General features: G+C 43.0%; 10 protein-coding genes and 1 pseudogene. 1 reads left to right on the top strand and 10 read right to left on the bottom strand.

The window, feature by feature from the left end; translation table 11 throughout:
* Positions 1–123: 123 nt before the first annotated feature.
* The 7 genes and pseudogenes from ACTXGJ_RS09115 to ACTXGJ_RS09085 form a co-directional block, all read right to left on the bottom strand.
* A complete protein-coding gene (locus ACTXGJ_RS09115; RefSeq protein WP_443565700.1) occupies positions 124–1,365 on the bottom strand; it encodes an oligosaccharide flippase family protein in 1,242 nt (413 codons plus the stop codon).
* A 218-nt stretch (positions 1,366–1,583) separates the two neighbouring features.
* Positions 1,584–2,006: pseudogene (locus ACTXGJ_RS09110) on the bottom strand (polysaccharide biosynthesis protein); the annotation flags it as partial.
* A 96-nt stretch (positions 2,007–2,102) separates the two neighbouring features.
* Positions 2,103–3,116: a UDP-glucose 4-epimerase GalE gene (gene galE / locus ACTXGJ_RS09105; protein ID WP_443565698.1), complete on the bottom strand. Its 1,014-nt coding sequence runs from the start codon at positions 3,114–3,116 to the stop codon at positions 2,103–2,105.
* Between the two features lie 26 nt (positions 3,117–3,142).
* Positions 3,143–5,173, bottom strand: coding sequence for a polysaccharide biosynthesis protein (locus ACTXGJ_RS09100; RefSeq protein ID WP_443565697.1), 2,031 nt, complete (start codon positions 5,171–5,173; stop codon positions 3,143–3,145).
* Positions 5,174–5,245: 72 nt separating this feature from the next.
* Positions 5,246–7,549, bottom strand: a complete 2,304-nt coding sequence (locus tag ACTXGJ_RS09095) for a GNVR domain-containing protein (protein ID WP_443565695.1) — start codon at positions 7,547–7,549, stop codon at positions 5,246–5,248.
* An 82-nt stretch (positions 7,550–7,631) separates the two neighbouring features.
* Positions 7,632–8,063: a low molecular weight protein-tyrosine-phosphatase gene (locus ACTXGJ_RS09090; RefSeq protein WP_443565694.1), complete on the bottom strand. Its 432-nt coding sequence runs from the start codon at positions 8,061–8,063 to the stop codon at positions 7,632–7,634.
* A 15-nt stretch (positions 8,064–8,078) separates the two neighbouring features.
* Positions 8,079–9,182 carry a polysaccharide biosynthesis/export family protein gene (locus ACTXGJ_RS09085; RefSeq protein WP_443565693.1) on the bottom strand — a complete coding sequence of 368 codons (1,104 nt, stop codon included), beginning with the start codon at positions 9,180–9,182 and terminating at the stop codon, positions 8,079–8,081.
* A 477-nt stretch (positions 9,183–9,659) separates the two neighbouring features.
* Between ACTXGJ_RS09085 and rluB the strand changes: the two genes are divergently transcribed.
* On the top strand, positions 9,660–10,577 hold the full coding sequence (gene rluB / locus ACTXGJ_RS09080) for a 23S rRNA pseudouridine(2605) synthase RluB (protein WP_439243661.1): 918 nt from the start codon (positions 9,660–9,662) through the stop codon (positions 10,575–10,577).
* Between the two features lie 116 nt (positions 10,578–10,693).
* Here the strand turns inward: rluB and ACTXGJ_RS09075 are convergent, their stop codons facing one another.
* The 3 genes from ACTXGJ_RS09075 to ACTXGJ_RS09065 form a co-directional block, all read right to left on the bottom strand.
* A complete protein-coding gene (locus ACTXGJ_RS09075) occupies positions 10,694–11,266 on the bottom strand; it encodes a hypothetical protein (protein ID WP_443565692.1) in 573 nt (190 codons plus the stop codon).
* A 104-nt stretch (positions 11,267–11,370) separates the two neighbouring features.
* The gene (locus tag ACTXGJ_RS09070) at positions 11,371–11,994 is read right to left on the bottom strand and encodes a hypothetical protein (protein ID WP_443565690.1); all 624 of its coding nucleotides are present in this window, start codon (positions 11,992–11,994) and stop codon (positions 11,371–11,373) included.
* A gap of 70 nt (positions 11,995–12,064) precedes the next feature.
* A complete protein-coding gene (locus tag ACTXGJ_RS09065) occupies positions 12,065–12,862 on the bottom strand; it encodes a hypothetical protein (RefSeq protein ID WP_443565688.1) in 798 nt (265 codons plus the stop codon).
* Between the last annotated feature and the right edge of the window lie 352 nt (positions 12,863–13,214).

Genomic DNA, 13,214 nt, shown 5'->3' with positions numbered 1-13,214 from the left:
AGATTAGTAATTTCAATTTCTCTCATAAAACAGACCTCTTGCATAAGTCCTCGCTAGCTCTTGTAGATGCGCCACTGGAAGTCAATCCATAATTGTTTTCGTAAGAGGTTTAATATCTATACATTAAATTTTCGCTATTTTTTTGTACAAGATAAAAGCGCTACCACCCATTAATAATTGTGCAAATGCAATGTTTATTGCGCCGCCTATCACACCTAAGTTTGTTATAAGTGGATAAGAAGTCAACAAACCAACTAACGATATAATAAATGTTAGCTTCATAACAGTTTTATCATAGCCTCTTGGTATTAAAAAGTTTGTAGAGTAGATGCTATAAACCACTATTAAAGTAACTCCAAAAGCTAGTATGAGAAAAACGTTAGATGACAACGTGTCAGATATTCCCATCCATCCTAATATATACGTATGCAAGATAACCAGAGTAACCACTATGGATGAAAACCCAATCATATAAAGCTTACTAAATAGATTAAACTTATCTTGTCTGCGTACTAAATAAGGGAACACTACAGTAGACACAACTGAATTAAAAACGCTTAATACATTAACGAGTTGTCTTACTGCTCCAAATAGTCCAACTGCTTGCTTACCCAACAACATTCCAACCAAGAAGCTAGTTGTATTGTTGTAAAAATTTGGCATAAACTGATTAATAAATAAAGGAAAGCCAAATTTTAGATTCCTTATTACGTTATCTCGTTTTACTAACTGAACTGACAACTTGAATTTTTTTAGAATTAAAAAATGAGACAGTATAGCAATGAATACATATCCTAGACCGAACAATAGAGGATAAAGCCAATAATCCTCAGGAGATTTGATCAATACAAAGACACCTATAGTAAAGCTTCCTTTGACGATCAAATCCAATATAGTGATATAGCCCATCTGCTCCACACCTCGAAAGAACCACTCAGGGAACATCGTCTGACCAATCAGCATCAAGCACATTAATAGATATACTGATAGATCTTCTCTGAACTGAGGCACGATTATGACAGCGGGTACTAATATACTTAACGAAAACAATAATAAATAAAGTTTTGACGTCTGTGTCTTGCTATAGATAAAACTTAGCTGTTTACGACTGGTCTTATGTCTTGCAATTTCCCGTGTCGCTGATAAATTAAAACCATAATCTGTTATTGATTGAAAGTAGGCAATCAAAGATAGAGCCAATATAATTGCACCATACTGCTGAAGCCCTAATACCTTAATCAGATAAGGCAAGGTTACAAAAGGCAGAACAGCATTGACTAACTTCAGAACAGACAATGAAAAAAAGTTCTTCATTAGCTGTCTAACATCATCAACCTGTAATGCCGTGCGAATTTTACGAATCATAAAGTTAAGTCACTATTTTTTCAAAAACTTAACATACCAAGGCATCGCTTTTTCAATACCTTGAATAATATTAAACTGTAGTATGTAAGCTAATATATTTGTATTTAGCTTATATCTAAACTTACTACCGAATGCGGCTTACTGAACTGAACTATTAATTGTAACTTTACGTAAAGGATACCTACCATTACTATTTTAATGTTTATCATAGTCTGTTATTAACTAACTTCTTTTGTATTTACAGTTTTATTAATTATTAATCTATTAGTAGCCGTACCATCCTGATACCCCGCTACAAAATAGCGAAACTCCTGCTTAAGCCAGTCGACATCTTGTTGCTCCGCCTTCTCAGTAAGCTCAAATAAAGTGGCCTCGATATCTTTCAAAGGAAAGCTTGATTCCATCGCCTGCATGATTAAGGGATAATCGGTATCCTCAACATTATCTTCACCGATAATCAGCTCTTCATATAGCTTCTCTTCTGGCCTTAGACCCGTAAAAGTCACCTCGATATCACCATCAGGATAGTCTTCATCTTTTACCTCAAAGCCACTGAGCTGAATCATCCGCTTTGCCAAATCGACGATTTTCACCGGAGCGCCCATATCGAGGACGAATACTTTCCCAACTTTTGCCATCGCGCCTGACTTAAACGCAGAAAGACAACACTTAAGGTCGCAGCTTTAATTTCATTTATGTCACCATAACTTTTTAACAATCGTTATGATGCAATAATATCAATAGTTATAACCATTTGGGTTTTGAGTTTGCCATCGCCAAGTGTCTTGCATCATATCTTCAACAGACCTTTGAGTAGACCAATTTAACTGTTGATGAGCTTTAGTCGCGTCAGCGTAACAACTGGCAATATCGCCATCTCTCTTATCTACTATTTGATAAGGAACCTTAGTATTACTGACTTTCTCAAACGCTTTTACCATATCTAGAACAGAATGACCACTACCAGCTCCTAAATTCCATACATGATATCCTTGATGACCACTTATGTAATTTAATGCACTTAAGTGTCCTTCCACCAAATCCATAACGTGTATATAATCACGTACGCCTGTTCCGTCATGGGTATCGTAATCACTACCATAAATAGAAAGTTTATTTCTCTTACCTATAGCAACCTGAGCTATATAGGGTAAGAGATTATTAGGTATACCATTTGGATCTTCACCAATCATACCGCTTTCGTGAGCACCTACTGGATTAAAATACCTTAATGCAGCTACTGACCAAGTAGGGTCAGACTGCACCAGCTGCATCAGCATCTGCTCTACCGCCATTTTGGTATAGCCATAAGGATTGGTCGGCATAGACATAGGGCAGTCTTCAGCAATGGGTAATTTATCTGGATCACCATATACCGTAGCAGAAGAACTAAACACTATTTTTTTTATATTGAACTGTTGCATAGATTGCAGCAACTGCAAGCTGCCGTTAATGTTATTATCAAAATATAATACTGGCTCACTGACGCTCTCACCCACCGCTTTTAGCCCGGCGAAGTGCAACACAGCATTGATAGCATACTGATCAAAAATACCATTCAAGCAGTGACGATCTCTAATATCACCTTCAATGAACACACACTGACGCTTGCTTAGAGCCTCTACTCTCTTGATAGACTCGCGATTACTATTAGATAGATTATCTAACACAACGACTTGATGATTCGATTGTAATAGTTTTAAGAGCATATGGGAGCCAATGTAGCCCGCCCCACCTGTCAATAGAATCATAAAACCACCTTATAACATTTAAATAACTAAATCACTTTGCTAGATTCAATATGATGATCCGGCGTACTGCTCGTTGTAGCTGCTGTTTTGACAGGCTCAGCAGCCGTACCATCCTGATACCCAGCTACAAAGTAGCGAAACTCCTGCTTGAGCCAGTCGACATCCTGTTGCTCCGCCTTCTCAGTCAACTGAAATAAAGTCGCTTCGATATCTGTTAATGGAAAGCTCGCCTCCAGCGCCTGCATAATCAGCGGATGATCGGTGTCTTCGACATTATCCTCACCGATGATCAGCTCCTCATAGAGCTTCTCGCCTGGTCTTAGACCCGTAAAAGTCACCTCGATATCACCATCAGGATGTGCTTCGTCTTTTATCTCAAAGCCACTAAGCTGAATCATTCGATGCGCCAGATCGACGATCTTCACCGGCTCGCCCATATCGAGGACGAATACCTCACCGCCTTTTGCCATGGCTCCTGCTTGAATCACTAGATTGGCCGCTTCTGGTATGGTCATAAAGTAGCGCGTCACCTCAGGATGGGTCACCGTGATCGGCTTGCCCTGCTCGATTTGTTTGGTAAACACCGGCACTACCGAACCTGAAGAGCCAAGGACATTGCCGAAGCGCACCATACTGATACGACTCTGCTGATTATGACTATCTTGGCTTAGACCTTGACACGCCAGCTCGGCTAGCCGCTTAGTTGCACCCATGACATTAGTTGGTCTGACCGCCTTATCCGTTGAGATCAGCACAAAAGTCTCCACCTTTGCCTCGATAGCGGCGCGAGCACAATGATAGCTGCCCTTGCTATTATTGATCGCCCCTTCGAACGGATTGTGTTCAACGATAGGCACATGCTTATAAGCTGCCGCGTGATAAACCGTCTGAATACTATGGGCGTTGAATACTCTAACTAGATTGGCTTCGTTAGTGACATTACCGATGATAGCGATAATCTCAATATCTTGATAAGCCTCTATACTAGCGACTTTAGCTAGCAGCTCTTGATGAATACTATATAACGCGTACTCAGATAGCTCATACAAGACCAGACAGCGCGGCTTATTCTTAATGATCTGTCGACATAGCTCGCTACCAATTGAGCCGCCCGCCCCCGTCACTAGTACGCCTTTATCGGTGATATTCTGTTGTAATAAGCGCTCATTGGGCTCGACCGTTTGCCGATCTAACACGTCTAGAATATCGATTTTGCGCATGCTACTGACTGTGACTTTTCCATCAGCGATCTCTTTTAAACTCGGTAATTCCTTTATCTTGATAGAAATGCCTGATAGCTTATCGATAATCTGTCTTTTTTGCGCGCGGCTGATAGAAGGCATCGCCAAGAATATCTGCGCAACCTCAAACTTCTCTACTAAGCTCGTGAGTTTATGGGCCGGATAAATTTTCTTACCTAATAAATAAGCGCCAATAAGCTGATGATCATCATCCACATAGGCCACGACATTATACTTATGCGAGTTTTTGAGGCCTTCTAAGAGCTCTTTACCCGCTTCGCCCGCGCCATAGATCAGTACATTATCATAATCAATATGAGTTTGACGCTGAGTACGCTGAGGGTGCCAACGCGTCAGCAGCTCACGGATGACTAGCCTGCTATTCCACAGCGCAATAAATAAAAAGAACAAGAATATAATCGGCACAGAGCGCGGTATATCCTCTAAAGGATTGAGGTAGATAATGATTTCATAAACTACAATCAATACAAAAAACAACTGCGCCACACCGCCCATAACGGTATCGAAAAAGCCTCTAGCCACGCCCTTATAAAAGCCGATGAAGTATAAGCCGATGATAGGCAGCGCGGCATAAGCCAGCAGTATCGGCGCACTAATCTCATGAGCGATATGACCATAGCGCAAAGACAAGGCTAAAAACAGACAGACGACTGACATCATAAGATCAGCACTAAGCAGAATCATGCGCTTGGCCCGACGCGGCAGCGACAGCAAATACTCAGCGATACGCGCCAGCCAGCCCTGTTTATCATGGGACGAAGCTTGAGCACTGTTAGAGTTTGAATTTAGCAACATGACCACCCGTTACTCACAATATCCACTAGATAGATAGACAAGGGGACTAATAATATAAAGACGCTAAAAATGTTATGACGACTGATTGCCATAAGCATAACTATAATGGTAACTGTACTTGCTCATCAGGCCTTGCTGCACATCATTGAGAATGATACCGTCCACTTCGATATTGGCTTTATGCATCTGCTTGACCGCGTAGACCACCTGGCCTTCTATAGAGTCGTCATAGCGGGTGACCATCAGCACTTTATCGGCAGCCTGGGCTAAGATCATCGCATCTGAGGCCGCTAGGACTGGCGGCGAATCAATGAGGATATAATCGTAGTGAGTACTGAGCTCAGTCATCAGCTGAGTGAATCTATCACTCATCAAGAGCGAGGCTGGATTGTGCGGATGGCGACCTCGCGGCATAAAGTCGACATTATCTACGCCCGTAGGATGAATGAAGCTTTCGACACTAGGCTTACTAGCGATGACATCTGTTGCCGCATTATCGATTTTGGCTAAGCGGCTGTTATCTGATGCGAGATAATCAGCAAGACCATTGTCTTGGCTCAGATTAAACATCTTATGCAGCTCGCCTAAGCGCATATCGGCATCCATCACTAGCACCTTCTTATCCATCTGCGCAAACACCTCTGACAGATTAGCCGTGATAAAGGACTTGCCAACGCCTGGGCTTTCACCAGTGACCAAGATAACCTTGCTGAGAGGACCCGCCTGTTGGCTAACGTCATTAGATTGGTTAAACCGGCTTAACGCTTTGGCCTCTTTTGGCATTGAGAATATCAGATTAGTTCGCAGACTTTTTATCGCCTCATAGCTCAAGCTGTTATGATCAATATGAGCCAACAAGCGATTACCACCTTGCTTGTTTTTACTGATTCTTGATAGTAAGGGAGAGCGCGGAATCGTCGCAATCACTGGTATACCGGTCTTCACTTCTATGCGCTCAGGGTCTTTGACCACATTTCTGAGTAGACTCTTCAACAGTACTAACATGGTACCTAGCATAGCGCCTAGGAGCAGCGCCAAGATCATAATTTGCAATTTCTTTGGTGCGATGGCTTTATAAGTGCTGATGGGCAAATCAATGATACGAGCAAAGCCGATCTGACCGGCCTTGACCAGCTTGAGCTGTTCATAGTTTTTGAGCAAGGTGAGATAGATCTCTCTGTTGATCGCTGTATCTTCTGAGAGCTGCAAAAACTCTCTTTGGATCTCAGGAAGACCTTCGATAGTATTATCGATCTTTTGCTTTCTGCTATTGAGTACCTGCAGCTGCTCGTTGATTTGTACCACTAAAGGGTGCTCTTCAGTATAATAAGTGGTCAATTCTGCTTTTTTGAGCTGCAGCTCATTGAGCTGGGCATCGATTTGCGAGTTTTCTGCTAGCAGTAGCTCAGCTTCTTTACTCACATCGATCGTGCCGTACTGTTTACGGAACTCGTTGAAGGTAGCCTCAGAGCTCTTTAACTTCTCTTTTAACGCTGGAATCTGAGTTTCCATAAAGTTTAGCGTCTTGGTGGTCTCTTCTGAGCCGCGCGATTGATTTTGATCCACATAAGAGAGCACGATTTGATTGAGCACCCGAGTCACTTGTTGCTGATTCTCACCGGTCATCGACAGCTCAATAATTCCGGTTTGCTTACCTTTTTCTACTACCGATAGCTTGTTATTAATACCGTCTGTCGTGGCTTTAAGCGCTTGCTTGCTAATGTTAATAGGATAGCTGTCAGCGGGGAGCTCATTGACGGTAATACGAATCTGACCGTCGCTCCCTCGAAACTGATGCGCCGTGCCAAGCTGACCCTTGAATTCATCGAAACCATCACTTAAGACAAACCCGGTCTCTGACTTGCTCAAGGTAAAAGTACGATCGTGATAGGCGCGTGATACCTCAAATTGACTGACTTGTGCTCGGCCGTTATCACTCTCTAGTGACACCCCTTCTGGAGTATTGATTTGGGTATCGATGCGATCGTTTTTTATCTTATCGATAGCGCCGATATTGGGATCGCTAAGCTTAATGCGCAGATGCAGTAGAGTGACCACCGGCTCTAAGATCATCCGCGATCTGATCAGCTCTGTTTCTGTTTGTGCTTTGCTCGCCTCTGAGCCCACTAACTCTGAGATACTCTCACCTAGTGCCGCGATGCCTTGGCTGTTTTCTTCGATCTGGATCAGCGCATCCGACTTAAAGGTAGGATTGACATAGCGGCTGTACAAGACGCCTATCACTAGCCCTAGCAATGCGCAGAACAGCACCACTTTCCAGCCTCGTAATAGCACTAATAGCAGCGCCATTAGATCTATCTCATCATCGTCTTTTTCGATAGCGGTCTTAGAGGTATTCTGTACATCTGTAGTCATAACGATAGGGTCATCATATTAAGTTGGGAGCACGATATTAAGCAGTCAATATCAAATGATTAATAAACAAGTAATAATGGTGCTAGCTGATTTTGTCAGTCCAGAGTTCCAGGCTTGAGACGATATTCTGTCTCGCCGTTTCGAAGGCTGCTTGTTCATGCTGATAAGGGTCAGCGATATCTTGATCGATCCAATGACCGATTCGATAAGTTTTGCCGCGGCAATGGGGCCAGCGCTCTTCTAGCCATTTAGTCTGATTGCTAGACATGGTCAAAATGATATCGGCCTTGCTGACTAACGCTTCATTGATTTGCTTGGCAACATGATCTGACATATCTATGTCATAGGCCGTCATGACCTGCTGCGAATTGGGATCGACTGGGTTGCCAACGAGCGCAGACAGACCCGCTGAATCAATCTGCTTTTCTGGATATTGCTTTTTTAATAACGCGGCAGCTATTGGACTACGGCAAATATTACCCACGCATACCACTAAAATATTATCGAAAGCCATAATAATACCTATTACCTATAGATCTGATAGTGATCTGATAGCGGACGTTGAGGGTAATATGGAGCTGATGATACGGTTCCAGCGCGTCAAGCCAGTTGGATCGACATATAAAATATCGTTAGGCTGCATCTGGAAACGGTTAGCGATCGCTAAGTTAGTGATAGTCTGCATATCGACGTAGTAGATATTAGTGCGCTGATAGTCTGGATTGTCACGGACCACATATATCTTTGCCGCGTTTGCAGTAGCTGCATTCAATCCTTGCGACTCGCCTAATACTTGCGCCAGACTGAGGCCTTGCTCCAAGATAGGTACTGGTTTTACTTGCCCAAACTCGCCTAATACATAGACCATATTACGGCTTTGGCTATTAATATGGATAGAGTCGCCATCTTGGATATAGATCTGATTAGCTGATGAGCCGATTTGGCGTAGGCTTTGCAAACCAATCTTATAATTTTGACCATTGCGATTTAAGACAATGCTGTTCGAGTCGCCAGTCTCTGTCGCTCCGCCTGCTCTAGAGATCGCACTATATAGCGATACCGGCGCATCATCAATCGCAAACTCACCAGGTTGTCTGACTTCGCCATCGATAAAGAATTTATTACCTCGGTAATCGATAATTTTGACTTGCGGATCTGAATATTTCAGATAGCGTTGCAGTTTGCTCTGTAATGAAGCGGTGAATTGCGGCACACTCATCCCTGAGGCTTGCACTCGCCCGACTAAAGGAAACTGCACAAAGCCTTGCTGATCTACTGGGTAACCTGCCGCGTAAGGACTATCGCCATTGCCGGTAGTAGGAGTCATGTCGGGATAACCGACTAGAGTAATACTTAAAATATCACCTGCAGAGATACGATATTCCGTCTTCTTTGAGCTCGCAATCAGTTGATAGATATCGTTACTAGGCTGCGCCTTTTGCGGAGCTGGCAAAGTTGCTAAATTAAGCGGTTGGATATTGAATTGTAGACCGTTCTCAGCCGTAAAATCACCTGCCGGAGGCAAGTCTCCAGATTGTAAACCAGAGTTTATAGTTGTAGTCGCACAACTAGCAGACAATACAGTAATGAGTAACAAGCTAGATGCACTCAACATTTTAGACAACTGGTGCATAATGCAAACCTTTATAAAGCGTAGTAAGGGTAAAGCGGAGTCATGCTTGGCTAGATATCTAACGAGATTTATTCATCAGCCTTTGCATGCGATCTTTTTGTATAAGGACCTAACAAAGTCAAGGCCCAGATTGCAAAAAGGGGACATATTAACACAGGTCATTCACAATTAAACCAATTCGAAAGTTAATTTAGTGAACTTTTGAGTGCTTGTACCGACTTAACGACCGCTTATCCCCTACTACTACAGTATTTGCACCACTCATATGATATTAAAAGTTTTTTTCTTTTTTATATGAGAATGTTTTGTTCATTGCTAGCTGTAAAACAATTGAAAATAGCGTAAAATACATCGCGTTCAGCACGTTATCTAATTTTTACCCGCGTTATCTACTTTTTACCACACTAAGACATTGAGAAATGTCCACTAAGCCTGTCCATCCATTAATAGGCTCTTAACCGATTCAAGGAATAAATTATGAAAGATGAAAAACTACAAAAAGCCCTCGCTCGTATGGGACTTGGTTCACGTCGGCAGATGGAAGAAGTCATTAAATCTGGACGTGTCACGGTCAATAATGGTCCGGCCACTATTGGCGATCGCGTCAGCCCAGGCGATGAGATTCGCGTTGATGGTCGTCAGATCAAATACACAAGCGAGAATGAAAAGCGCCGCCGAGTCATCGCTTACTATAAGCCTGAAGGCGAGATCTGCTCTGCCAATGACCCCGAAGGCCGCCCAACCGTATTCGAGCGTCTGCCAAAGCTGACCCACGACCGCTGGGTGATGGTCGGTCGTTTAGACATCAACTCGACTGGGCTATTATTATTTACCAATGATGGTGAAATGGCGCATCGCTTGATGCACCCTTCTAACGAGATTACTCGTGAATATGCGGTACGAGTATTGGGCGAAGTCACGCCTGAGATTGCCCGTACGCTGACTTCTGGCGTAATGCTAGAAGATGGTATGGCACAGTTTGAAGATATTAAGGAAGGCGGCGGTGAAGGTGTGAATAAGTGGTATCATGTCAAGCTCAAAGAAGGCCGTAATCGTGAGGTACGCCGCTTATTTGAGTCACAAGGCTTGAAAGTCAGCCGCCTATTACGTACGCGCTACGGCTCTATCAATCTGCCCAAAGAGCTGCGTACAGGTCGCCATATTGAATTAGACAAAAAAGACATTAATACTTTGACCGATTTAGTCGCTATGCGTCCACGCCATGGTACTGGTCTGCACGGCGCGGCGAAAGATAAACAAGAGCGTATTAAGAATAAGCCGCTAAAAGCAAGGCGCAGTGATAATCGCAAAGCTGAACGTAGTGATACTAGTCATAAGTCTAAGCGTAGCGGCAGTCCTGCTAGTAAAGGTCGTAGCCGTAATAGCGATCGTTAAAACAAGTTTATTAAACCAATAATTAAGCATAAAAAATGGCCACTGATAGATACTATCAGTGGCCATTTTTTATGTCTTTGTAGGCTGCGACTTTAGATTGCGAACTATCAGGAAAACTAACTTTGACTATCCATATACTGCTTCATCACGCGCAAGTCTTGCAGATGATGGTTTTGCATTTGCTCTAGTAATGACTCTAGCCTTGCCTCAATATTATTTAGCATGGCTTGTAGTAGCTGCTGAGCTTCTTCGTACTGCCGACTTTTAGCGTGTTTATTGGTCACAGTATTATCATGAGTTGTATTTTGCTTAATCAAATGGTAATAGCTAGCTAACATCTCTGGCAAGCGCGTATGTAGGAGCTTATGCAGCACAAACTGCTGCTCAGTCACAGTCGCGGTGATGTTTTGCTGTGCTAAGCTTTGCTGATAGTCGCTATATACGGCTACCCTATTATCGATAACTTGTAGCTGTCGCAGTTGTGTTTGAGTAAGCGCTGCCAGATGCTGCGAGTTTAAAGTGAGCTGACGCCAGTGCATATTTTTGGGTGCTAATGATTGGTTGGGATCTTTATAAACCAAAACCCCAGGGCTAATACCAACTGCTTTATGTAGGGCATGCCAGCTTTTTCTTCCTATATAAATGACGCCGACAGTCGTCGCAATGCCTACACCTATCAGTACACTCATGTCATTTAACCTTCTATCTTTTTAAACTACTCTTCTCAACCATACCTTTTAATGAGTCTGTCGTTAAATCTAACAATCGAATTAATAAAAACTTATGTTAACAATTAGACTTGCGACTCGCTTTTATCGCTTAACGCTTGGTCATTTATGATTATATCTGGGGCTTTAACGGTATTAATACCAGGAGCAGGAGCATCAAAGCGTTGTTGCAAATAGCGATTGGTTACTAGCAGCTTTTGCCCGTCTTGATGATAAGACGCATCGAGTAAGTCATCGAATTGACGGCTTACTGTGTTCAGCACTTCTAATAACGCTTCTTTGCCAGTGACATCCGAGTGTTTTATCTTAGTGGTATCGGCACGCTGACCATCCATATCATGAAGACGACGATAGTCAGCAACCGCTTGCGGAATATGTCTGTCCATCAAGTTTTGAATCATGATATAAGTTTCGGTAACGGTGTCTTTATCATCGATTTTACCATCATTATTGGTATCGCCGTAGATGACTCGCAGTTTCTCGCCTTTTTGATTAATCTCAGCGAGTAAGGTTTTGACCTCAGAGGATAAGCTTTTTTCAGGGATATAGCCTAGCTGCGGCATCGCCTTATATTCAAGCATCTTCGGCGCGGTTACTTTTTTAATACCGCGATAGCCCAGATACAATCCCGCCGCTGGGAGCACGCCGTAGAGTATGAACATCACAAACATGGCGGTCACTTGAGTCATGGCAGTATCCTTATAAAGGGTTGCAATAGTATTTATATTTCAAAGCTTATAGTTAATCGGTAAGTTGCGCTTAACTTTGCGTGCGGCTTTTGACATAACGATGAGTCGATGCCAAACGGTTGAGCACCGTTTGATGCAGCTCATCAAGGAGCTCATCAAGCTCATAATCAATCTCCAAAAACAGATCGGTCAGCATATCGCCTGCGGTCATACTCCCTTGCACCATATTATTTCTAGTTCGATGCGGACTAAAACGCAGTAGTTGCTCATAATGACGCAGCGCCTCAGGAATACTCTCGTTAACGAGCTTATCAATGACAAACTGGCGCTCATTGTGCTGCTGCTGTTGCTCTTCATTCAGCTCGTCACTCCAGTCGCGGTAGCGCTTGAGCTTGCCATTGATGCGATCCAAGATGGCAACTGCCTCAATGGGCATAGCGTTTAAGGTGGCCTCATCAACCACATCGACAAGTTCAGTCATAATCGGGCAGCGTCCATGTTTGAGATACCATAATGTATCGGGGTCAAAAGGAGGTCGATTGGGCGAGCGCCACTGGGCGCGATTGGCTAAATAACGATCTGTAAGCGGCGTTGGCGTGCCAATATCACTGACTTGCGCTAATGCATCACAGATACGCTCAGCACGTTTAGGCTCAGTAAGCGCTGAGACTGCAGTCGACTGTGAATTATTGGCATTAACATTGGTATTGTCATCGTCAGCCATTTTATGGCTTTGCCTATCATCTTGAGCCTGAGCCTGAGCACTGATACGATCCGCCTTTTGTTGCGCATTTTTGGCAGCCGATGTTGGCAGATCGTCTTGCTCCTGTCCAAAGGACTGTAACATTCTTGCCAAACTTATCACCATAACCTACTCTGCTCCTCGCCCTTTTTTTGCTTTTTAATCGCTAGCTATTTGATAACTATTTATCATCTTTAGTATCGTTATTGCGTTCGACCAATTAATAGCTTATCTTAACAGTTTTTTATATCCCTGCCAGTAAGCGAACGTCTAGATTTTGTGGCCTAATACCTTAACAACCTGGTTAGTTCCATACTAACAATAAAGACTTTCAGCCCACTTATACTATAGTCGAATTACTTTAAAAGTGTCATAGCGCTGCTGGGATGAATTTTACGCGACCTCTGTGATAACAGCACGCAAGTAAAATTTATACCAGTAGCGCGTTCAAATTTATAACAACTTTATTTTGAACTGA

The organism is Psychrobacter sp. 1Y11, from assembly GCF_052259045.1.
GTDB lineage: Bacteria > Pseudomonadota > Gammaproteobacteria > Pseudomonadales > Moraxellaceae > Psychrobacter.
Note: the sequence above shows the minus strand (reverse complement) of the source record. Positions and strands in the feature narration are given on the sequence as shown.

Bases quoted from the DNA above. Each gene is read 5' to 3' on its own strand.
- ACTXGJ_RS09115 (WP_443565700.1), bottom strand. From the start codon at position 1,365: ATGATTCGTAAAATTCGCACGGCATTACAGGTTGATGATGTTAGACAG.
- galE (WP_443565698.1), bottom strand. From the start codon at position 3,116: ATGATTCTATTGACAGGTGGGGCGGGCTACATTGGCTCCCATATGCTC.
- ACTXGJ_RS09100 (WP_443565697.1), bottom strand. From the start codon at position 5,173: ATGTTGCTAAATTCAAACTCTAACAGTGCTCAAGCTTCGTCCCATGAT.
- ACTXGJ_RS09095 (WP_443565695.1), bottom strand. From the start codon at position 7,549: ATGACTACAGATGTACAGAATACCTCTAAGACCGCTATCGAAAAAGAC.
- ACTXGJ_RS09090 (WP_443565694.1), bottom strand. From the start codon at position 8,063: ATGGCTTTCGATAATATTTTAGTGGTATGCGTGGGTAATATTTGCCGT.
- ACTXGJ_RS09085 (WP_443565693.1), bottom strand. From the start codon at position 9,182: ATGCACCAGTTGTCTAAAATGTTGAGTGCATCTAGCTTGTTACTCATT.
- rluB (WP_439243661.1), top strand. From the start codon at position 9,660: ATGAAAGATGAAAAACTACAAAAAGCCCTCGCTCGTATGGGACTTGGT.
- ACTXGJ_RS09075 (WP_443565692.1), bottom strand. From the start codon at position 11,266: ATGAGTGTACTGATAGGTGTAGGCATTGCGACGACTGTCGGCGTCATT.
- ACTXGJ_RS09070 (WP_443565690.1), bottom strand. From the start codon at position 11,994: ATGACTCAAGTGACCGCCATGTTTGTGATGTTCATACTCTACGGCGTG.
- ACTXGJ_RS09065 (WP_443565688.1), bottom strand. From the start codon at position 12,862: ATGGTGATAAGTTTGGCAAGAATGTTACAGTCCTTTGGACAGGAGCAA.